This is a genomic window from Pseudomonas sp. GW821-FHT10B02 (genome assembly GCF_059415665.1).
In genome coordinates, this window is sequence record NZ_JBWKNR010000005.1 from 73,113 (window position 1) to 93,701 (window position 20,589).

Sequence of the window (20,589 nt, forward strand, 5' to 3'; positions counted from 1 at the left end):
TAAAATATAAAAATACTGTTTTAAAACAAGCAGTTATGAATCTGGCACGATTCCCGCTATCTCCTGCAACCCAACAAAAACAAGATGCACCCAAGGAGACACTCGATGAGTGTGATCATCGCCCTTGCAGCCCTGGCGCTGCTGATGCTGGCTGCCTACCGTGGTTATAGCGTTATCCTCTTCGCCCCCATCGCCGCCCTCGGCGCGGTACTGCTCACCGACCCTTCTGCCGTAGCCCCGGCCTTTACCGGCGTGTTCATGGAAAAGATGGTCGGCTTTATCAAGCTGTACTTTCCGGTGTTCCTGCTCGGTGCCGTATTCGGCAAGCTGATCGAACTGTCCGGTTTCTCCCGCTCGATCGTCGCCGCCGCCATCCGCCTGCTCGGCACCCGTCAGGCCATGCTGGTGATCGTGCTGGTCTGTGCACTGCTGACCTACGGCGGCGTGTCGCTGTTCGTGGTGGTGTTTGCGGTCTATCCGTTTGCTGCCGAGATGTTCCGCCAGAGCAATATTCCCAAGCGCCTGATCCCGGCGACCATCGCCCTGGGTGCGTTTTCCTTCACCATGGATGCCCTGCCCGGCACCCCGCAGATCCAGAACATCATCCCCAGCACCTTCTTCAACACCACCGCCTGGGCGGCGCCCTGGCTGGGACTGATCGGCACCCTGTTCGTGTTCTGCACCGGCATGCTCTACCTGCAACGCCAGCGCAACAAGGCCCTACGCGCTGGCGAAGGCTACGGGTCAGACCTGCGCAACGAGCCGGAAACCGCCGCCGACCTGAAATTGCCCAACCCGCTGCTGGCACTCTCGCCACTGCTGCTGGTGGGCGTGATGAACCTGCTGTTCACCCACTGGATTCCCGCCTGGTACGGCAAGACCCACAGCCTCAGCCTGCCGGGCATGAGCACGCCGGTACAGACCGATATCGCCAAGCTCACCGCCATCTGGGCGGTCGAGGCGGCGCTGCTGCTGGGCATTTTGCTGGTGCTGGTGGCCGGCTTTGGCGCGATCAAGCATCGCTTGGCCGAAGGCAGCAAAAGCGCGGTCAGCGGTGCACTGCTGGCAGCGATGAACACCGCCTCGGAATACGGTTTCGGTGCGGTGATCGCCTCTTTGCCAGGCTTTCTGGTGCTGGCCGATGCCTTGCGCGCGATCCCCAATCCGCTGGTCAATGAAGCGATCACCGTGACCTTGCTGGCCGGCATCACCGGTTCTGCGTCCGGTGGCATGAGTATCGCCCTGGCAGCGATGTCCGACAGTTTCATCGCCGCCGCCAATGCCGCCAATATTCCGCTTGAAGTACTACACCGCGTAGCGGCCATGGCCAGTGGCGGCATGGATACCCTGCCGCACAACGGCGCGGTCATCACCCTGCTGGCGGTCACCGGCCTGACCCACCGCGAGGCCTACAAGGACATTTTCGGCATTACCCTGATCAAGACTCTGGCCGTGTTCGTGGTCATCGCCACCTTCTATGCTACCGGCATCGTTTAAGGAGCTACTCATGCAACTCAAAGGCAAAACAGCAGTGGTTACCGGCTCCACCAGCGGCATCGGCCTGGGTATTGCCCATGTATTGGCCAAGGCCGGCGCCAACCTGATCCTCAACGGCTTCGGCGACGCCAGTGCGGCCATCGCCGAGGTCGCCCGCCACGGTACCCGGGTCGGTCATCACCCGGCCGATCTTGGTGATGTAAAACAGATCGAAGACCTGTTCGCTTACGCCGAGCGGGACTTTGGCGGCGTCGACATTCTGGTCAACAACGCCGGCATCCAGCACGTCGCCGCCGTCGAAGACTTCCCGGTGGAACGCTGGGACTCGATCATCGCCATCAACCTGTCAGCGGTGTTCCATGGCACCCGTCTGGTACTGCCAGGCATGCGCCAGAAAAACTGGGGCCGGATCGTCAACATTGCCTCGGTGCATGGCCAGGTCGGCTCCACTGGCAAGGCGGCTTACGTTGCCGCCAAACACGGAGTGGTCGGGCTGACCAAGGTGGTGGGCCTGGAAACCGCCACCAGCAACATCACCTGCAACGCCATTTGTCCGGGCTGGGTACTGACGCCGTTGGTACAAAAACAGATTGATGACCGCGCCGCCAAGGGCATTGATGCACAACAAGCGCAGCACGATCTGCTCGCCGAGAAGCAGCCGTCATTGGCCTTTGTCACTCCCGAACATCTGGGTGAGCTGGTATTGTTCCTCTGTAGCGAGGCTGGCAGTCAGGTTCGTGGAGCTGCCTGGAACATCGATGGCGGCTGGCTGGCCCAATGACGGGTGGCCCGGGATCTGGCTACGGCATCGTCTTTTTTACCTGCAAGGAGGCCTTATGCGCCCAATCCCTTTCACTGCGCTGCTCACCCTGACCCTGGCTGCCGGTACGTCCGTACAGGCCGCCAGCCTCAAGGATGTCGCGCCCTATCCCGAGGCCGAAAAAGGCTTTACCCGCCAGGTCATCCACCTGCCTAAGCAAGCCGATGAGTCGGCGTTCAAACTGGAAGTCCTGGCCGGCAAGCAACTGCTGGTCGACTGCAACCGCCAGCGCCTGGGCGGCACCCTCGAAGAGAAAAACCTCGAAGGCTGGGGCTACAACTACTACCGCCTGGAAAAAGTCATGGGCCCGGCTTCGACGCTGATGGCCTGCCCGGACACCGCCAAGAAAGAAGCTTTCGTGCCGGTAGTCGGTGACGGTTTCCTGCTGCGTTACAACAGCAAGCTGCCCGTCGTGGTCTATGTACCTGAAGGCGTTGAAGTGCGTTACCGCATCTGGTCGGCCTCTGACGACGTGAAGAAAGCTACAGTGGAATAAAGGGTTCGGCACAAGAGGAACGCGGCATGAACCAAGTGCTCTGGCGCCCGAGCGAGGCGCGTATTCAGGCCAGTCGCATGGATGCCTTTCGCCGTGAGATCAACCGCAAGTACGGTCTGAGCTTGACCGACTACGAGCAGTTGCATCGCTGGAGCATCGACCAGCGTGCCGCGTTCTGGCAGACCCTTGCCGATTTCTTCCGGGTGCGCTGGCATCAGCCTGCCACCCGGGTCCTCGACGAAGGCCCGCAGATGCCCGATGCGCGCTGGTTCGCCGGCGCCACGCTGAACTTCGCCGAACACCTGCTGCGGCGCCGCGATGCGCTTCCAGCGTTGGTCGTGGTGCGTGAGGATGGCGAGCGGCGAATCATCACCCACGCCGAGCTGGCCGCACAGGTCGCGGGCCTGCAGCGCAGTTTTCAGGCTGCAGGCATTGGCGTTGGCGATCGCGTGGCGGCCTGCATGCCCAACACCTGGCAAACCCTGGTGGCGATGCTCGCCTGTACCAGCCTGGGGGCCATCTGGTCCTGCTCCTCACCGGAGTTCGGCACCCACGGCATCATTGACCGCTTCGGCCAGATCCAACCCAAGCTGCTGATAGCCTGTGGTGGTTATCAATACGCCGGTAAAGACATCGACCAGGTCGACAAAATCAACGAGGTGCTGGCACAGCTGCCCAGCCTTGAACACTTGCTGGTAGTGCCGTACAGCCGTGCCGGTACGCGCACTGACGAATTTCACAGTACTGCCCGCGTCAGTCTCTGGGACGACTTCTATCAAGCCGGTGGCGAACCGCAATTCACCCCGCTGCCCTTCGACCAGCCGCTGTACATTCTTTACTCCAGCGGCACCACCGGCGTGCCCAAGTGCATCGTGCACAGTGCTGGCGGTGTGTTGCTGCAGCACTTGAAGGAACACGGCCTGCACAACGACCTGGGCACGGACGACGTGCTGTTCTACTACACCACCTGCGGCTGGATGATGTGGAACTGGCTGGTCAGTGGCCTGGCAGTCGGCGTCACACTGGTGCTCTACGACGGCTCGCCGTTGCATCCCGGCCCCGAGCGTTTGCTCGACCTGATCGACAGCGAACGGATCAGCGCCTTCGGTACCAGCGCCAAGTACCTGGCGGCGCTGGAACATGCGCATATCCAGCCACGCCTGAGTCATCGCCTGGACTCACTCAAGCTGTTGCTGTCTACCGGCTCGCCGCTGTCGCCGGAAAGCTATGACTACGTGTACCGCGAGTTCAAGGCCGACCTGTGCCTGGCCTCGATGTCTGGCGGTACCGACATCTGTTCCTGCTTTGTCATCGGCAACCCGGTGCTGCCGGTGCGGCGCGGGCAGATCCAGTGCAAGAGCCTGGGCATGGCCGTGGAGGTCTGGAACGATGACGGTCATGCCCTGGTTGGCGAAAAAGGCGAGCTGGTCTGCACCCGGCATTTCCCGGCGCTGCCGCTAGGCTTCTGGAACGACCCGCAGGCCGAGCGCTTCCATGCCGCCTATTTCAGCCAGTTCCCGGGTGTATGGGCCCAGGGCGACTATGCCGAACAGACGCCTGAAGGCGGCATGATCATTCACGGCCGCTCGGACGCGGTGCTCAATCCCGGCGGCGTGCGCATTGGCACCGCAGAAATCTACCGCCAGGTAGAGAAGATCGACGAGGTGCTGGAGAGCGTCGCCATTGGCCAACGCTGGCAAAACGATGTACGCGTGGTGCTGTTTGTGCGTTTGCGTGAAGGCTTGCAACTGGACGAAGCACTAAAGGCACGGATTCGCCAGGTGATCCGCAGTAATACCACCCCGCGCCATGTACCGGCGGTGATCGCTGCGGTCAGCGATATCCCGCGCACCATCAGCGGCAAGATCGTCGAGCTGGCGATTCGCAACGTGGTGCATGGGGAACCGGTGAAAAACACCGACGCCCTGGCCAACCCCGAGGCCCTCGAACAATTTCGTGACCGCCCGGAGCTGCGTGATCAGGCATAATGCGCGGTTTTAGCGTTTTGCGAAGGTACCTCGAGATGAAAGCACAGGCCCGGCATATTCTGGTCAAGACCGCCGAAGAAGCCGAACAGCTCAAGCAACGGATCGCCAAAGGCGAGGCGTTCGACGTGCTGGCCAAAAAGTACTCGACCTGCCCGTCGGGCAAGCGCGGTGGTGACCTGGGCGAGGTGCGTCCGGGGCAGATGGTCGGCGCCATCGACCAGGTGATTTTCAAGAAACCGCTGCGCGTCGTGCACGGTCCGATCAAGAGCAAGTTCGGCTATCACCTGGTTCAGGTGTTCTACCGCGACTAAAGACTATCGTTGCGTCGCCCGGCGTGAAGCTGGCGCTGGTCAGCGAGGTTGTTGCGCAAGCCGACGATCAGGTTGGAAATCGCCCGGCTGCTGGTCAGCTGTTCGGCGCTGATACCGGTCACCAGCAAATCGACCCGTTCGCAACTGCGGTCGAACACCTTGACGGTCAACGAACGGTCGGCAGCCTGCGTGCACTGGCAGCGAGTGGGTAAAAAACTGCTTTCGATGATGTTGCGCAACTCCAGGGTCGAGAGCATCGGTATGTCTCCTTGGCAGGTGGCGGGCAACGGTTCCGGTGTGCCGGTCCAGCCATAAGCCTAGGACATTAGCCCGACAGCCTCAGACCCTTTCTCTATAAGCACCAAGCGCCAGACTAAGCCCGGCGTGCCGCCAACAGGCCGAGCCCGGCGCAACCGAGCAAGGTTGCACTGACCCGGTTGAACAAGCGCCGTGGCCCCGGCTGGTTGAACCAGCGCTGCAGATAGGCGCCAAGCCAGGCATAGATCGCAATCGCCAGCCACTCCAGAACCAGGAACAAACCGCCCAGCCAGGCAAACTGCTCGGAAACCGGCATAGGGCTGGAAACCTGGACGAACTGCGGCAGGAACGCGGTGAAGATCAGTATCGCCTTGGGATTGCCAGCGGCGACCAGAAATTCCTGGCGTGCCAGACGCAAGGTACCGGCCTGGCGCTCGGCACTGACGCTCGCAGCAGCCACTGGTGCGCGCCACAGTTGCCAGGCGATGTAGAACAGATAGGCGGCGCCGAGCAGCTTGATGGTCAGGAACAGGTACTCGCTGGTATGCAGCACCACTGCCAGCCCCATGGCCGCCAGCACGATCATCCCGGCAAACGCCAGCAAGCGCCCGACGCCGGCCACACAGGCAATGCGCAGACCGTAGCGGCTGGCATTGTTCAGTGACAACAGGTTGTTCGGACCCGGCGCCATGTTCAGCGCGAAACAGGCAGGAACGAACAGTGCGAGTAATGAAAGGTCCATCGGGGTTCTCCGGCAGCTTGGACCGGAAGATTCGGGTCAGAAGCATTCAAGCGTCAAGGTACAGTTGGGCAAAAAAATTGGTTTTTCACGGAATTCCGGGGGTATGGTCCTTGGGATGGATGTTGGGGCTGTGAGCTTATCCAGTTGGTGTGGCGACGCTGCCGGCCCCTTCCGCCCTTACGGCGGCGCCTGTACTGACGTATCTTCGAAATCAGATTCTGTCAGAGCCAGGTTGATGCCAACGCGGAACAAGCCCGCGAGCAAAGCAAGTAACGATTCGCTTCGCTCTCGCTCTTGATCTTGATCTTCATGCACGCAAGTACAGGCGACACGGACTGCGACTTCAGGAGGCTGAGTGGAGGTGCCTGTAGGGGCCAGTGCGTAGCACCTTCGGCGTAGCCGAAGAGCGCGAGCCGTAGACTTGGCGAAGCAAGTCGTAGGCCGCGTGGCCCCGGAAGGTGCCGGAGCGAAGGGACCCGGAGCGCAGCGTAGGGCCGGATGCAGGAGCGAGCGGTTTTGCCTACTTTTTCCAAGAAAAAAGTAGGCCGCCGTAAGGGCGGAAGGGGCCGCCAGCATCGCCACACAGAATGGATAAGCTCGCCGTCTCAACATCCCAACCCAACCCAACCCAACCCAACCAGAGCAGCAGCCTGTTCAGCGATACAGGCCAGGGGCAAACCCGACTGTGACTGATCGCATTGGCCGTAACGGTGATCATTCACCTGTTGTGGCGTTGACCAGGCTGAGCGTATCCAGCGCCAACAGACTGAAATGGCCACGGGACCAGCCGCCGGTATCGATATGCCAGATATTGCCCAGCACCCGCATTGCTTGCAGCGGGGTGTGCCCCACGATCAACGCGCGCAGGCCGGCAATCGGCCGCTCATCATCCACTTGCAGTCGACGCCGCGACCACTGGCAATAGTCCTGAAGCTCGAACGCTGGCTGCGTCTGCAGTTGCTCGCACAACTCGGACCAGCTGGCACAAGGGCAATCGGCGTGTACCAGACCGACCAGCCCGGCGGACGTCTCGACCTGCAGCGCCAACGGCATGCGCGCAAAACGCTCGGCGAAACGTGCCTGCTCGCTGGCGGGCAGGTCAAGAAACCAGCCGCCGCCCGCCGCCCGGTACTGACCGTAATCCAGCCAGCCACCGCTGACATGCGTCACCGCCAGCGCCTCGTGGTTGCCTTGCACCGCGTGAAACCAGGGCTGTTCCAGCCAGTGCAACGCCTGCGGGCACTCCGGGCCGCGGTCCACCAGGTCGCCGACGCTGAACAAGCGATCGACGGCGGGATCGAAACCGATGGCCGCCAGTTGTGCCTGCAGACGCTGGAAATGACCGTGAATATCACCCACGGCATAATCGCGTCCCCGCTTGTTGATGGCAAACCGCTCAACCCTGCTCAAGCTGTTCTCTCCTGACCCGCCAGCCTTGGCAGGGGTACAATAAAAGCTGTGCAGACACCTGCACCTGGAGGTGAATCATGCGCCCTGCCCTGACCTTTGTCGCCCTGAGCCTGCTGGCTTCAAGCAGCCTGGCTCAAACGCCACCGGCCGCCTCGGTCGAGGTCAACTACGACAAACCCGAACACTTTCGTGATGCCAGCCTCGACTCCAATGGCTATGAACGCGGCGCCGACGAGCATGTCATGAAAGAGCTGCGCAGTTATCTGCAGACACTGGGCAAGCGCTATCTGCCACCCGGCCAGACCCTGCGCATCGACATCCGCGACATCGACCTGGCCGGCCGCTACGAACCCTGGCACGCCCAGGCGTACACGATACGTTTCATGCGCGACATCACCTGGCCCAGTATTGACCTGCACTACGCACTCTCGCAACAAGGTCAGCTGCTCAACCAGGCCGATGCGCACCTGACGGACAAGTTCTACCTGCAGCGTCCAGGCCGTAGTGCCACCAGCGACCGGCTGTATGCGGAAAAAGCCATGCTCGAAGAGTGGTTCCGCAAGCAGTTTGGCGTACAGCGCCAGACTTCGTCCTGAACTGATCGGCTCGCCTGACAGTCTGAACCTGTGTGAACTGTGCAGAGGATGATTCCAATGGTCACTCACTACAAGGTCGCCGGCCACCTGGCTTGCGGCCACCACGGCAATAACCTGATTTCGACCCGCGAACTCAATCGCGTCAAGTGCCGCAGCTGTCGCAACACCGATGCCTACAAGGACGCCCGTCGCGAGCAACGCAACGCCGCTCGCCGCGCCGCGCGCAAGGCCAAGACGCAACATGCCGCCAACGACTGGCGCAGCGCCTGGATCGAACGCCTGAGCGCCCTGCCCGGACTACAGCGCCTGCCCCGCGGCTTTCACGGTCAGGCTTTCGTCTGACCCTGGCTGCGTAGCAGCTTGTCCGCGGCGCCAGGCAAGCGCAGAAAGACGGGGACGAGGCCCAGTGCAATTCCTCGGCAAAGCGTGCGCTCAGGATCCTCAAGGTAGGACGGAGCAAGTCAGCGTGCCGATGCACCTTTGCAAACCGCGGGACGTATCACGTCCCACGGTGCAAGGCTGCCCTTCACTGCCCGTCAGAAGTCGCGCAATTCAAGTCCTGAACTTCGACACCATCGCATTGAGCTCCACCGCCAGGCGCGAAAGATCCTGGCTGGCGGCGCTGGTCTGGTTGGCACCTGCCGATGTCTGGGTCGAAAGGTCGCGTATGTTCACCAGGTTACGATCCACTTCCCGGGCGACCTGGGCCTGCTCTTCGGAAGCCGAGGCGATCACCAGGTTGCGCTCGTTGATCGAGGAGATCGAACTGGCGATCACTTCCAGTGCGTCACCTGCGGCCTGAGCCACCTGCAGGGTATTGTTGGCACGGTTCTGGCTGCTGTGTATGGCACCGACCGCGCGCTCCGAGCCGGACTGTATGCCGCCGATCATCTGGCCGATTTCCTTGGTCGACTCCTGGGTCCGATGGGCCAGGGCGCGCACTTCATCGGCGACCACCGCAAAGCCACGCCCGGCATCGCCGGCGCGGGCGGCCTCGATGGCAGCGTTGAGGGCCAGCAGGTTGGTTTGATCGGCAATCGCGCCAATCACATCCAGCACCTGGCCAATCTCGTTGACCTGGCTGGCCAGCTGTTCAATCTCTTCCGAGGTGACCGTCACATCGCCGGCCAGCAGGCGGATCGACTCCAGCGCCTGTTTGACCTGATCGCGCCCCTGCAGGGTGGTCTGATCGGCCGTCTGGGAAGCATCGGCGGTGCTCGACGCGTTGCTCGCCACCTCTTCAACGGCGGCAGTCATCTGGTTCACCGCCGTCGCCGCCTGATCGATCTCGGCGCTCTGCTGGTGCAGGCCGCGGCTGGTGTCTTCAGTCACTGCGTGCAGTTCTTCCGACGCCGAGGCCAACTGGTCAGACGCGCTGGATATCTGCCGGATCGTGTCGCGCAGGCTGTGCTGCATCGTGCGCAGCGAACTCAGGAGCATGGCCGGTTCGTCGTGGCCGGTAACATGGATTTCCTGGGTCAGCTCCCCCGCTGCTACGCGCTTGGCCACCTCAACCGCCTCGGCCATGGGGGCGACGATGCTGCGGGTCAGCAGGATGGCAATGATCGTCATCAGCAGCAGAATGATCACCAGCACGGCCAGCACTACCGTCACTGCCTCGGTGAACGCTTCGCTACTGTGTTGCGCGGCGGCATAGGCACCTTCCGAGTTGAAGTGGATCAACGCTGTCAGCGCGTCCAGCATCGTATCGGCATGTTCGGCTAGCGGGCCGTTGACCAGGCGATCAGCCTCCTCCAGCTCCCCCTTTGCTACAGCAGTGACGATCTGTGCCTGCAGAGCGGAGTAGCGTTGGTACTGGGCGAAGAAATGATCATAGAGTTCGCGGTCTTGCGTCAGCGTAATGGTTTTCTCGTAAGCACTCAGCTGATCGGGCAGCGTCTTGTTCACTGCTTCAAGCAGATCGAGGGTGCGCTGGCGCACACTGGCGTCATTGCGCAACACACTGCGCAAGGTGAGCGCTCGCGCTCTGCCCAGGCTGGTACCGACATCCCCAAGGGCAATGATCGCCGGCAGCCAGTCTTCCCGGATGCCATCGGTGGCGGCGTCCATTTGCCTGGCCTGAAACAGCGCGACCATCCCCATGATCACAACCAGCACTGCCAGAAATATGAATGTACATCCCGCTCGCATGCCTATTTTCAAGTTCCGCAACTGCATGACTTACTCCCTAACAAGGTCCACAACGGCTAGATGCCCAAAGTGATATCATAATGACATCACTCAGATCTATTCGGATGGCTGTAAGTCATAAAAGATCACGGTCGCAGGCAAGCGCTCCTCATTACGCAACACGCTCGAGCGTATCCACCGCGCCTTTCTTGCGCCCTCTGTTCCAGCGCATCAGCACGATCTGAACGACCTTGTTCCAGCAATAGGCCACCACGACGCCACCTACGATAGCGAGAACCACCGCGACCACCGGCTGATCGCTGATGCGCCGGGCCACGGAGTGGAACTGGAAATGCGTGAGATAGATGTACAGGGTTGACGAGGCGATCACTGCGCCCGCTCGCGCGATAGTGCCAGGCACGGGAACGGACCTGAGCCAGATCAGCGCGAGGACCGCAGGCAGGGCGATATCGATGTGTTTTCTGAGCATAAATTCGTCCCAGCCAAGTTCGGCGACAGTCATCAGCTCCAGCCCGCCGACGATCAGAACCGCCATCACACTGGCGCCCCACTTCTGCGCCGTTGTCTCGGCGTAGTGAACGGCCATGCCGAGCACCATAACCGCCAGGTAGTGCTGTGGCACCCGGTTGTACAACGGCGCGGCGTCGAATACGAACAGTTTGAGCAGCGCATCCGCCGCCAGCAGAGTGCATGCGGCGACGACCAGGCAACGAAACGGATCGGCGCTGATTATTGCGCGCACACGTTTGAACGACAGCACCAGCCCGATGATCAGGATCATCTGCACCAGCACTTCGATGTACCAATAGTGAAAGATGCCGACACGATCCGTTGGAAACCAGTTGGAAATCAGCAACAGCGATTGCCAGCGCAGCTTGTCGAACAGCACCTGAATCAGCACGGTGTAGAGAATGGTCGGCACCGCGATGCTGGCAACGGATTTGAGCAGCATGCGCGCGTCACCGCGTTCTTCGATGGCCTGGAACTGAAAGCGTGCCAGGCTGATGCCGGAAATCAGGAACAGCACCGTCGTCTCGCCGCTGATCAGCCAATTGGAAAACACATGCAAATGCCCGACGACAATCAGGATGATCGAGGTCACCCGCAGGAACACCGGAACTTCCATGGCCCGCAGTGACCACTTCGAAGGCCTGGGTTGGTTGGCCAGTTCGGCGAACTCCCGTACCGGGGTGACTTCCCAGCGATCCGGCAAATGGCCGATCAGCTCTTCCAGCACCATCGAAGCCTGGACAAAGGACAGAGAGTCACCACCCAGTTCGACGAAGCTGAGGTTGGCATCGACATCCCGTACCTGGAGTATCTGCGCCCAGGCCTCGGTCAGCTTCAGCGTCAGCGGGGACAGGTCCTGACGGGCACTGGCGGCGCTTGCAGACGTAGTATCGAACGGCGCAGGCAAGGCCCGCTTGTCGATCTTGCCATTGGGCGTCAGCGGTATGGCTTCGAGGAAAACGAATATTGCCGGCACCATGTAGTCCGGCAGTTGGCCCGCGAGCGCCTCACGCAATTGAGCCGTCGACACGGGCTGTTCTGACACGCAATAGGCGACCAGCCTCACCATCGCACTGTCATGGTTGGCCAGCACAACGCATTGCTTGATCTGCGGATGGCGGACGATGGCGTTTTCGATTTCAGCCAGTTCGATCCGGTGGCCGCGGATCTTCACCTGACTGTCAGCGCGCCCCAGAAAACTGACACTGCCATCGGCAAGGTAGGTGCCAAGATCGCCGGTCCGGTAACAGATGTCGTTCGCGGCACCGGTAAACGGGTTGACCACGAATTTTTCCCCGGTCAGCGCTGCATCCCCCCAGTAGCCCAGTGACAGATAGGGGCTACGGATCAGGATTTCCCCGACTTCGCCTTCACTGACCAGTTGATTGGCATCATTAACGATCAGCAATTGCGCGCCATCGATGCCCTTGCCCAGCGGGATTCGGGCGTTGTCGGCGTGCTCATCGACCTGATGGAACGCCATGGCCTGTGGGGTTTCCGTGGTGCCGTAGAAGTTCACACTGACGGCATCCGGAGCAATCGCGCGCATCTGTTCGTACAGTGTCTGACTGAGTGCATCGCCGCCCCAGAACAGATAGCGCAGGTGATTGAATGCCAGAGCGTTCATCCGCGCACCGGTTTCAATCAGTTTGCCCAGCGGCGGCGTGAGATGGATGACCGATACCGCATGGCGCTGTATCCATTCTGCCAGGGCCGAAGGGTTGGTCAGGGTCGCCTGGCTGGGACAGATGATCTTCGCGCCGATCGACAGCGGCGTGAACACATCCCGGTACACCGGATCATGTCCCAACCCCGAAAGCAGGGAAAAGCCGTCGTCGCGGGTAAAACCATGACGGCTGACATGCCATTCGATGAAATGCACCAGTGGCGCGTGATGGGTCACGATCCCCTTGGGTTCGCCGGTGCTGCCTGAAGTGAAGGTAATGTAGGCCGGCTCGCCGGGATCGATTTCGGGCAGCACGGTTTGCCCACAGGCAAATTGCTGCAGCACTTCGTCGGGCGCTTCCGCCACCCTGACGACCTGCGGCGCCGCATGCCCTGCACCCGGCGCCGGGTGTGCGAGATTGAACCCGGCCCTGGCGTCCCCGCACAGCAATACAAAGGCAGGATCAAGTGTGGCGATGATCTGGCTGACACGGGCAGGCGGATAGGCGACGTCGGCAATGGTGAAGGTCAATCCGGCGCGCAACGCACCGAGCATGGCATACACCAGACCCGCACAGCGGCTCGAAACAATCACCACCCGCCCGGATCGGCTGGCGCCGCTGGCGATCAGCCTCGCAGCGATACCCTGACTGATCTGTTCAAGCTGGCGATAACTGCAGGTAACGTCCTGGGCAATGATGGCCGTGGCATCAGGCGAGCGTTCTGCCTGGTGCACAAAGTCGTGGAATATCGGGCGCTCGGCACGATACTCCAGGCTCAGCGTCGGAATTGGGCGCAGATCCGGCATGTGTTTGTTTGCTCCGCATGGTCGGTACGTGGCTAACAGCGAAACCCGGTAGTCCAGCTCGGTAGCCGCCGGATATTAGGTGAACGCTAGTGCACGCTGGCCATGGGCGCCAATGCTGAGGTCCGTTTGCGAGAACACACAGCACTGCGGATCTGCCTGGAAAGCTGATTACTTGAGCTGCAACCGGAGGTTGTTCAAATGCTCAAGCGCGGCCTCCTTCTCCTCTATGCTGGCCGGGCCCTCGCTGCCCATGATTGAGGAATAAGCATCCTCATAGACCTTCGCCACAATCTGGGCGCTCTCGGACCGCTTCAGGAAAGCCATTAGAAGGTGTTCTACTGCATCGACTTGCGCTTGATTCAAGCTCACAACGACCTCCTGGACCCGGCCCAATGCCGGTAATCCGTAATAACCCATTGGCGCGAAAAATTCCATTGAAAGTCCGGGCCTTTTAGCCTTGACCATCATGCACAGTGACCCTTACGCCCGTAGCCACGATCTCGTACTCAGTCTCGGAAATTTTTTTCACGTCACCACCAGATTGCATCTCGAAATGCTTCAGGCCTTCATGTCGAATCATGCCGTTTGACGAGCGCTCAACAGTCTCGTCCTGATAGATGTTGATCACGTAGTTCACGTTATCCGTGCCAACTCCAACTATTTTTCCAACATATTTATCTGCCATGTCCGAACTCCTTGCGCGAAACCTCAAAGTAGCTGGTACTGACAGATCAATCCACAGCCTTGGCAACATCCAGAGCCTTGATCAGCCCTGCATCCAGGTGGTCGACGACCTTCACCATTTCAGCGCCCGAGCCATCGAGGACGCGACACTCGATACCACCGGTCGCTTCGCTGAATGCCTTGTTGCAGCCATCCAAACAAGTAGCTACTACTAAAGTCTTACCTGGGGAGGTACGAAATATGCAGTCAAGATTTGTTATCGTTCCGGCTGTGCCCATCGAAGAACAATCTTTCCGATTGGGGGTACGCTTCTACGCCACAACCGTATCGGGCGGTTTTGACATCTACGACAATACCAAGAAGCTGCGACTCAAACCGAGCTATCCGAGCAAGGCAGAAGCAGAAGAACAATGCAGAGAGATGAACGCTGAATTCAGTTGGTGCACCAGTTAAGGCAAGCCAACGAAGCGAGATATCCGCGCCACGAAACGGCGCATGCGCGAATCGTGGCGCTGGACTCCCGGCGCCGCTCTACTGCGCCGGGGCCATACCGGCAGTCTTTCAAGCAATGTTCGCCACCCCGAGCAATCCTTTTATGTTTTAACCGGGAAAAGGCGGGATGTGGATCATTGCGCCAAGTGGTACAATCGCGCCCTTCAAGCTCGCGCTCACAGCGCTGAGCATCCGTGAACGTCGTCAGTACGACACGCGCCACACCTACGCAACCATGTGCCTTATGGCTGGGATGAACCCCGCGTTCATCGCGAACCAGCTCGGCCATAGCGTCGAGATGTTGCTCTCTACTTACGCAAAATGGATCAGCTCCTCCTCGGATTGGAGGGAGCTGGAGAAGCTGCCGGCTAGCGTCTGATTGGCCCGGAATTGGCCTAATACAGACGACGGCACCTAAACACACCTCTGGAACCCCCGCAGGATAAGCACTTGATTTCTACCGCTAACATCACCATGCTGTCTAGCATGGGCGTTTGCGGGTGCCGAAGCGTTGGATTCATTGGGCTAAATCCCCCATAGCCACCCACCAAAACGCATGCATTGGTATCAAAATTGGTATCACTTGCCGCGCTCTTTTTCGGCGTTCTGCCGACCGAACACATTCCCCTCCTCCTACAGCTCGTCACCCCGAGCTGGTCAGCATTGGCTTGCCTCAATTACTGTATATGCAAACAGTATTGGTAGGTGGCACCGTGATCATCGACGACGACAGCTTTTCGCTGGGCATGCCCACACCCATGGAGATGCTCGAGCAACACGCTCTTCTGCTCCAGGGAGAGAATGAGCAGCTGCAGCACGAACTTTCCCGGGCGCGGAAGAACATCGAGAAGCTAGTGGTGATCAACCAGGGCCAGGCCGAGCAGATCACTCAGCTGAATGACAGGATCAAGCGGCTGAGCTCGGATGTGTCCAGGCTTCACGTAGAGAACACTAAGCTGATGAACAAGCAGTTGGGCGGCTGCTCACCGACATGGGGCGGGAATCCGCCCTAGCCATGTGGATGTATCGGCCCACCAAACAACCGTAGCTGATACTCCTGAGCCTCAGCCATGAGCGAAACCGCCCGAAGCCCAAGGCGCGCCACCTCCTCCGGTGAAGCGTGACCTTTGGCCTCGTTGTATCGGCGCAGCGCATCCAGCGCTTGTTCCATCAGCAGTTCTGCCGTTGCCATTGCGCTGGTCGAGTCCTTCATTTCCCTGGCCTCTGGAAGCTTTCAGTGCAGTGGATGTGCCGGCCTGCCAAGCGCACGGCGCTGGTATTCGTGAACTGCCTCAAACAGCGACTCAGCCTCCAGCCGCAAGCGCTCCACTTCCTCTGCTGACGTCAAGGAGTCCCGCGCCTCGTGGTATCGACGCATAGCTTCCATCGCCTGCTGCATCAGCGGCTCGCCTGCAGCGATCTTCTCGGCCAAGTTCTTCATACTCGCCCCGTGTTATCCAAGTAAGCCAGCATAGCCCAAAGGCTGATCTGCCTGGTTTTAGATCAGCCAAGCAGCCAGAGCCAAGATTGTCACCTTTCGGCCAGACGCGGACATTAGCCGCGAGACAAATCAATCGATGCGCTGAACCTTAGGCGATTGCCAACGGCCGTCGAGGGCCTCGGGTTTCGGCCAGTACAGACGACCTGCGATATAGAACGGGCCATTGGGCGCAGGCAGCCAGTTGGCCAGTTGTTCCTTACTCGGCTGTTGATGCTGGATATACAAGGTGACGCCACCATCGGGGTCGCGCTTTAAGTTCGCCAGCATCGGCGAATTGATCAGGTAGCGGTTCAACGGATTCGAAACCATCAAACGCTGAGCGTCGTACATGGTTAAGGACCAGAAGGCATTCACAGGCGGCAGCTGACCCGGTGCAAAACGCAAAGTGTAACGATGCAGCGAAGCGTCCAGTTTCTGTCCGCTGGCGTCTAGATAGAACGGTGGATAGAGTGTCTCTTCCCTGTCGTTGCCGTAGAGGCCAGTGACGGTTGCACGCATGCGGTACAGGTAATTGGCGCCGAGAAACTCGCGGCTACCGAGGAAGCGCGAGGTTGAAACTTCCCCTCGAGCGACCTGCTGACCGAGGGCGTCGAAATCTTTCCAGGCGTCAGCGATGCCGGCCTTGATGGCCTCACGGATGTCATCGGGCAATGCGTGCTCATCAAAGGTCTGCCCTGGACCGATGCCTAGTTTTGCAAATACCTTCATCAGTTCGGTTTCAGATGGATGTATCGGGCAGAAACCGAGCACGAAGTTCAACTGATTGAAGAACGCCAGGCTGTTTCGTTCTGCCTCAGGGCTGAGCGGAACCAGGAAATCGACCGGGGGCGCCGCTGATGGCGCCGGCTCCCCAAGGAACGCAGAGAGCGGCTGAACCTTGTAGCCGGCCTGAATCCGCTTGACGTTCTCGAGGTCGTCAGCGCCCTGCAGTTGGGTACGATAAAAGACAAAGGCGAAACGGGTTTCGGAGCGAAATACACGATCGATGCCTGGCGGCACCGTACCTTTCCAATCGGGACCGGCGAGCAAGAAAGTGCCACCGCCATTGCCTGTCGTGCGGCTGCCGACGTAACCGAAATTGTAGGTGTACATATCGACGAATTGCGCCGAGTAGTAACGTCCCTTCTCCACTGCTGGCAAGGTCAATACCAGAGGTTCACTGCGAAGGTCTGCGCCAAGCTGGGAGTACGGGGTGTCGGCGTTGGGTGTCGGATAGGCCTTGTCATCTGGGGTGTAGATACGCGCCGTGTTGTGCAGGGTATTCCACGGGGCTTTGTATTCCGGATGCTGCTGATCCTGGAAATAGGTGTACTGGACACGGTAGTGGTCTACCAGCGGAAAGCCATAAATGTAGGCTTGCTTGGCAATGACACGGGCTTCGGCCGGCGTCAGCTCATCTGCAAAGGATAGCTGGGCATGGGTGAGCATTGACAACAGTGCAAGCATGGCGATGAGTTTTAGATTGTTCTTGTTCACGAAGCACCCCTTGTGACGAACTGGCGAGTCTGGAACGGCGTGCACAAACCGCTGCCGCACCGGAACGATGGTCACGCACTCCAGCAAAAGGACGCCCCCTCCTGCCGAGGGGGATCAACCTGCCACGCGCTTAAGGGGCGATCGTTGAAGACCATTAACGCCCCTCTCACTAGTAAGAAAGAAGTAGATCGTGAACGACCGCAATTGGCTGATTTCAAGCTATCACCACCGTCAGCGATGGGTCGGTTGCCGCCCTTCACGACAGGCAGCAATCGTCGAAAGCAGCCATCCACGACCGGTTGATTCCACAGTTGAAAGCGGCCAACAGTGAGCAAAGTCAAGGACTGCACGTTTCAACTCACCTCGTAACTTCAAGCACGTAAGCCTGGCAAGCCTGCAGCGCCTTCAATCCTTCGTCACCATCTCCGGTGATGGCGACAACTCGTTGAGCATGCGCTGGGTCAAGTTCGCCTCGCGCGGTTCCATGAACCACACCGCCGGTGCTGGTGGTGGCTGGCATTCCACTGCCACCACTTGGGGTGGCGAGTAGGACTGACAGCCGGAGATCAGAAGTAGCGAGGCGATCGCGTAGGCGAGCCTGGTTTGCTTGAGCATTGATCAGCTCCTGGTAGTAAATTTTGTCGTTGGCCTGCAACTGGCCCTCAAGGGCTCGGCGCCTGGCCTGCTCGGTTTCTTGCCAGTCGATCACCGCAACAGCGGCGGCCTCTCGCTCTCGCTGAAATGCGCTGGCCAGCTCGGCAAGTTCCTTTCGAGCTGACGCTGCCTCGTACTTTCCCTCGCCTACGCGCATTTGCTGGACTCCGGCGACAACCGCCATTGCGGACAGCCACCACACCCAGGCCGGCACCAGCCTTAGCCAGTTCATGCCAGCACCTTCAGCGCGCGGTCGTACAATGCCTTGCGCTCTGCAGCACCGTGCGGCACCCGGCCAGGCTTGCCGGTGTTGATCACGCTGCCGACGTCCTGGATGCGTCCGGCGTCGGCCAGTTCGTTCAGGCCGTGGGTCGACCACCACCACGCGGCGGACAGCGCAGCATGTTCCGGCTGCTCGAGCAGTTCAGGTTTCTCTTCCAGCGGCAGAGCCAGGCCGGCGCCAGCGGCGACATAGTTTGCGCGACCGGTGAGCTGAATCAAGCCGCGGCCACGGTACCGCCAGCCATCGCCCGGGCGATTGTTGCCCATGCGCCCGCTGTAGACGATGTTGGCGATCTTCTCCGGCTGTCGTGCGCAGGCGGCCGCCGACTCCGCGGTGAACCGGCTGGGCCAGGTGCGCACCAACGCCTCGGCGCTGTAGTTCAGTTTCTCTACCAGGTTGCGCAGCTGGCCAGACTCATGGCCGACCTGAGCCAGGAAGGCAGCCACACGTACCGGGCTCTCGATCCGGAAGCGAGCCATGGCCCGGTTGAGCGCAGGCAAAAAAATGCCCGCGACTGGGCGGGCGTTCGGCAAAATCTGCAGCAACTGCTGCTCGGTCAAAGGGGGCATGTGTTTCTCCAGGCGAAAAAAAGCCCGCTCGATGGCGGGTGCTTTGGGTGCGGTTGATGTCAGGTCGGCGGCACTGGCCAGTCGATCGTATCGGGATAGCCCGGCTGGTCCGGCACACGATTCAGCGCGACGCGGTACTTCTTCCAGGCTTTGAGTTCGGCCGCTTCAGCTTCCGTGACCTCCTCCAGATCCACGGCATCCTGCAGCGGATCAATGGCGGAGTCGGCCGCAGCACGGCGGGCAGCACCCTGTGCCACGGCTTGGGCAAGGCGCTGCTCGGCGACGGCCTGGTCTTTCATGGCCTGAGTGACCACCTGGGTCCAATCGATTACGCCATTCACGGCAGGCTGCTGTGCCGAGCCGACTTTGAGACCTGGCAAATGCACAGGCCCATCAGCAGGGTTGATGATATCGACCGGGAATCGTGCGAACTCCGGTGCGTCAGCAGCGTGCGGAAGCAAGAGCGTTACGACCAGGTTGCCGTTCACACGCTCTACGGCTTGGACAATCCAATCGCTGCCTACGGCTTCAGCGGCAAGCGTGGAGCCGTCCTCAAGCCGAGAGAAGTCCAGCGCAACACCGTTGATGATGAGCGTGTCATCCGCCCTGGTGACAGCCAGTTCGGCATCAGACCGAACAGAGGAAAGTTTAATAATCATCAGAACCACCGACCTTTAGCGAAGTAGAAAAAAGTGGCAGCAATAACTTCGTTAAGAAGACCAACTGGGTAGACCCCATGAGTTGTGGTTGCAGTTGCCACAACAGCTGTTGTCGCCCAGGTCAGTCCCGTGTTAGAGACAATATCCAATTTTGAGAACTCAGGAGGATAGATAAAGGGCGCCGCGAATTGAACCGGGGGTATGTAGTTTGCAAAAAACAATGCGCCTCGCGGATTAGAAACACTTATACCAGTGTAACTGACAGTCCTAGTACAAATCTGTGTGCCGTCCGCAAACCTGGTATATGTACCATTAGCATTACTACCACTTTCGATAATAGCCCCGGTGGGAACCCCGCCAGATTGCGAAACAGTGCCGACTATTCCAGCGCTCGACACCAGTTTTTTCCAGTCTGCCGAGGTGGATACGTTGTTTTGTGCGCCCCTTATGTACGCATCGCCTGCTACGTCAATGGCAAGCTGCGCTCGTCGGTCTACGGCATAGCCCATGTCTAAGCCGATGGAAGCCCGATTTGTAGGAGGCCCATCTACAGCGGCTGCGCCGTTCCATGCTTTAAACCTATTGCCCTTCCAATTGGCCTGAGTTTCAACTGGTGAAGCCCCGCCTACAGCAAAGTCACCAACCTTGGTAACGCTCTCCGCAGTTGTATCTAGGCTGCTGGTGGTCAGGCTCGCCTTTGCTGCCGTGCCCAAACCCGCTAACGTGCTGCCCCAGTCGTTGACGATCTGGCGCAGGCGGTCCGCTGACTCCTTCACGTAGCCCTGCATTGGCGCCAGGCCGTAGGATCCACCGGTGACAGTAGCCCCCTGATAGGCCGGGAGAATACTGAGCACTGTGGCGCTCGTGATGTTGGTTACTTCGTACCAGCGGCCATCAGGCCCTTGAAATGCATCGCCCACTCGGGAGTTTGCAGAAAAATCGGTGCCGGTACCGGTCACCGTAGCTTGGCCAGCCGTGATAGCGACCTTACCTTGCCTGTACCAGGGCATGAATTGTTC

25 protein-coding genes are annotated in these 20,589 nt (G+C 59.8%); 10 read left to right on the plus strand and 15 right to left on the minus strand.

Annotation, left to right across the window (positions count from 1 at the left end; all coding sequences use genetic code 11):
* The first annotated feature begins 105 nt into the window (after window positions 1-105).
* Genes AC07OF_RS09865 through AC07OF_RS09885 form a run of 5 tightly spaced genes read left to right on the plus strand, consistent with a single transcriptional unit; the run spans window position 106 to window position 5,112 of the window.
* Window positions 106-1,497: a GntP family permease gene (locus AC07OF_RS09865; protein ID WP_157192698.1), complete on the plus strand. Its 1,392-nt coding sequence runs from the start codon at window positions 106-108 to the stop codon at window positions 1,495-1,497.
* A 10-nt stretch (window positions 1,498-1,507) separates the two neighbouring features.
* A complete protein-coding gene (gene hbdH / locus AC07OF_RS09870; RefSeq protein ID WP_422420440.1) occupies window positions 1,508-2,278 on the plus strand; it encodes a 3-hydroxybutyrate dehydrogenase in 771 nt (256 codons plus the stop codon).
* A gap of 55 nt (window positions 2,279-2,333) precedes the next feature.
* The gene (eco, locus tag AC07OF_RS09875) at window positions 2,334-2,813 is read left to right on the plus strand and encodes a serine protease inhibitor ecotin (RefSeq protein WP_495072809.1); all 480 of its coding nucleotides are present in this window, start codon (window positions 2,334-2,336) and stop codon (window positions 2,811-2,813) included.
* Window positions 2,814-2,839: 26 nt separating this feature from the next.
* On the plus strand, window positions 2,840-4,801 hold the full coding sequence (locus AC07OF_RS09880) for an acetoacetate--CoA ligase (RefSeq protein ID WP_495072810.1): 1,962 nt from the start codon (window positions 2,840-2,842) through the stop codon (window positions 4,799-4,801).
* 35 nt (window positions 4,802-4,836) lie between these two features.
* Window positions 4,837-5,112, plus strand: coding sequence for a peptidylprolyl isomerase (locus AC07OF_RS09885; RefSeq protein WP_038611202.1), 276 nt, complete (start codon window positions 4,837-4,839; stop codon window positions 5,110-5,112).
* Here AC07OF_RS09885 and AC07OF_RS09890 read toward each other — a convergent pair.
* The 3 genes from AC07OF_RS09890 to AC07OF_RS09900 all read right to left on the minus strand — a co-directional run bounded on the left by AC07OF_RS09890 (window position 5,109) and on the right by AC07OF_RS09900 (window position 7,522).
* The gene (locus AC07OF_RS09890; RefSeq protein ID WP_157192702.1) at window positions 5,109-5,369 is read right to left on the minus strand and encodes a DUF1652 domain-containing protein; all 261 of its coding nucleotides are present in this window, start codon (window positions 5,367-5,369) and stop codon (window positions 5,109-5,111) included. The genes AC07OF_RS09885 and AC07OF_RS09890 overlap by 4 nt on opposite strands.
* A gap of 116 nt (window positions 5,370-5,485) precedes the next feature.
* Window positions 5,486-6,112, minus strand: coding sequence for a LysE family translocator (locus AC07OF_RS09895; protein WP_157192703.1), 627 nt, complete (start codon window positions 6,110-6,112; stop codon window positions 5,486-5,488).
* A gap of 714 nt (window positions 6,113-6,826) precedes the next feature.
* On the minus strand, window positions 6,827-7,522 hold the full coding sequence (locus AC07OF_RS09900; protein ID WP_157192704.1) for a metallophosphoesterase: 696 nt from the start codon (window positions 7,520-7,522) through the stop codon (window positions 6,827-6,829).
* Window positions 7,523-7,599: 77 nt separating this feature from the next.
* Between AC07OF_RS09900 and AC07OF_RS09905 the strand changes: the two genes are divergently transcribed.
* Both AC07OF_RS09905 and AC07OF_RS09910 read left to right on the plus strand, forming a co-directional pair.
* The gene (locus AC07OF_RS09905) at window positions 7,600-8,118 is read left to right on the plus strand and encodes a DUF3016 domain-containing protein (protein ID WP_157192705.1); all 519 of its coding nucleotides are present in this window, start codon (window positions 7,600-7,602) and stop codon (window positions 8,116-8,118) included.
* 57 nt (window positions 8,119-8,175) lie between these two features.
* A complete protein-coding gene (locus AC07OF_RS09910; RefSeq protein WP_157192706.1) occupies window positions 8,176-8,460 on the plus strand; it encodes a hypothetical protein in 285 nt (94 codons plus the stop codon).
* Window positions 8,461-8,670: 210 nt separating this feature from the next.
* Here AC07OF_RS09910 and AC07OF_RS09915 read toward each other — a convergent pair whose 3' ends face one another.
* The 5 genes from AC07OF_RS09915 to AC07OF_RS09935 form a co-directional block, all read right to left on the minus strand.
* A complete protein-coding gene (locus AC07OF_RS09915; RefSeq protein WP_495072811.1) occupies window positions 8,671-10,296 on the minus strand; it encodes a methyl-accepting chemotaxis protein in 1,626 nt (541 codons plus the stop codon).
* 124 nt (window positions 10,297-10,420) lie between these two features.
* The gene (locus AC07OF_RS09920) at window positions 10,421-13,252 is read right to left on the minus strand and encodes an amino acid adenylation domain-containing protein (RefSeq protein WP_495072812.1); all 2,832 of its coding nucleotides are present in this window, start codon (window positions 13,250-13,252) and stop codon (window positions 10,421-10,423) included.
* 168 nt (window positions 13,253-13,420) lie between these two features.
* A complete protein-coding gene (locus AC07OF_RS09925; RefSeq protein WP_157192709.1) occupies window positions 13,421-13,720 on the minus strand; it encodes a hypothetical protein in 300 nt (99 codons plus the stop codon).
* The gene (locus AC07OF_RS09930) at window positions 13,704-13,937 is read right to left on the minus strand and encodes a hypothetical protein (RefSeq protein WP_157192710.1); all 234 of its coding nucleotides are present in this window, start codon (window positions 13,935-13,937) and stop codon (window positions 13,704-13,706) included. Before AC07OF_RS09930 ends, AC07OF_RS09925 begins: the two co-directional genes overlap by 17 nt.
* Before the next feature lie 46 nt (window positions 13,938-13,983).
* A complete protein-coding gene (locus AC07OF_RS09935) occupies window positions 13,984-14,133 on the minus strand; it encodes a hypothetical protein (protein WP_476447005.1) in 150 nt (49 codons plus the stop codon).
* A 43-nt stretch (window positions 14,134-14,176) separates the two neighbouring features.
* Between AC07OF_RS09935 and AC07OF_RS09940 the strand changes: the two genes are divergently transcribed.
* The 3 genes from AC07OF_RS09940 to AC07OF_RS09950 all read left to right on the plus strand — a co-directional run bounded on the left by AC07OF_RS09940 (window position 14,177) and on the right by AC07OF_RS09950 (window position 15,441).
* Window positions 14,177-14,389, plus strand: coding sequence for a hypothetical protein (locus AC07OF_RS09940; protein ID WP_232478171.1), 213 nt, complete (start codon window positions 14,177-14,179; stop codon window positions 14,387-14,389).
* 166 nt (window positions 14,390-14,555) lie between these two features.
* Entirely contained in the window at window positions 14,556-14,807 is a 252-nt protein-coding gene (locus AC07OF_RS09945; protein ID WP_232478172.1) for a site-specific integrase, read from the plus strand.
* Window positions 14,808-15,141: 334 nt separating this feature from the next.
* Window positions 15,142-15,441 (plus strand): hypothetical protein, encoded by a 300-nt coding sequence (locus tag AC07OF_RS09950; protein ID WP_157192712.1) that lies wholly within the window; start codon window positions 15,142-15,144, stop codon window positions 15,439-15,441.
* Here AC07OF_RS09950 and AC07OF_RS09955 read toward each other — a convergent pair.
* The 7 genes from AC07OF_RS09955 to AC07OF_RS09985 form a co-directional block, all read right to left on the minus strand.
* Entirely contained in the window at window positions 15,438-15,641 is a 204-nt protein-coding gene (locus tag AC07OF_RS09955; protein WP_495072813.1) for a hypothetical protein, read from the minus strand. The two genes, AC07OF_RS09950 and AC07OF_RS09955, sit on opposite strands and share 4 nt — an antisense overlap.
* Window positions 15,642-15,662: 21 nt before the next feature.
* Window positions 15,663-15,869, minus strand: coding sequence for a hypothetical protein (locus AC07OF_RS09960; RefSeq protein ID WP_157192714.1), 207 nt, complete (start codon window positions 15,867-15,869; stop codon window positions 15,663-15,665).
* 129 nt (window positions 15,870-15,998) lie between these two features.
* Window positions 15,999-17,405 carry a DUF1254 domain-containing protein gene (locus AC07OF_RS09965; protein ID WP_495072814.1) on the minus strand — a complete coding sequence of 469 codons (1,407 nt, stop codon included), beginning with the start codon at window positions 17,403-17,405 and terminating at the stop codon, window positions 15,999-16,001.
* Window positions 17,406-17,763: 358 nt separating this feature from the next.
* Entirely contained in the window at window positions 17,764-18,291 is a 528-nt protein-coding gene (locus AC07OF_RS09970; RefSeq protein ID WP_495072815.1) for a lysis system i-spanin subunit Rz, read from the minus strand.
* Window positions 18,288-18,911: a glycoside hydrolase family 19 protein gene (locus tag AC07OF_RS09975; protein WP_495072816.1), complete on the minus strand. Its 624-nt coding sequence runs from the start codon at window positions 18,909-18,911 to the stop codon at window positions 18,288-18,290. Before AC07OF_RS09975 ends, AC07OF_RS09970 begins: the two co-directional genes overlap by 4 nt.
* Before the next feature lie 59 nt (window positions 18,912-18,970).
* A complete protein-coding gene (locus tag AC07OF_RS09980) occupies window positions 18,971-19,570 on the minus strand; it encodes a tail fiber assembly protein (protein ID WP_495072817.1) in 600 nt (199 codons plus the stop codon).
* Window positions 19,570-20,580: a phage tail protein gene (locus AC07OF_RS09985; protein ID WP_495072818.1), complete on the minus strand. Its 1,011-nt coding sequence runs from the start codon at window positions 20,578-20,580 to the stop codon at window positions 19,570-19,572. Before AC07OF_RS09985 ends, AC07OF_RS09980 begins: the two co-directional genes overlap by 1 nt.
* Window positions 20,581-20,589: the final 9 nt, after the last annotated feature.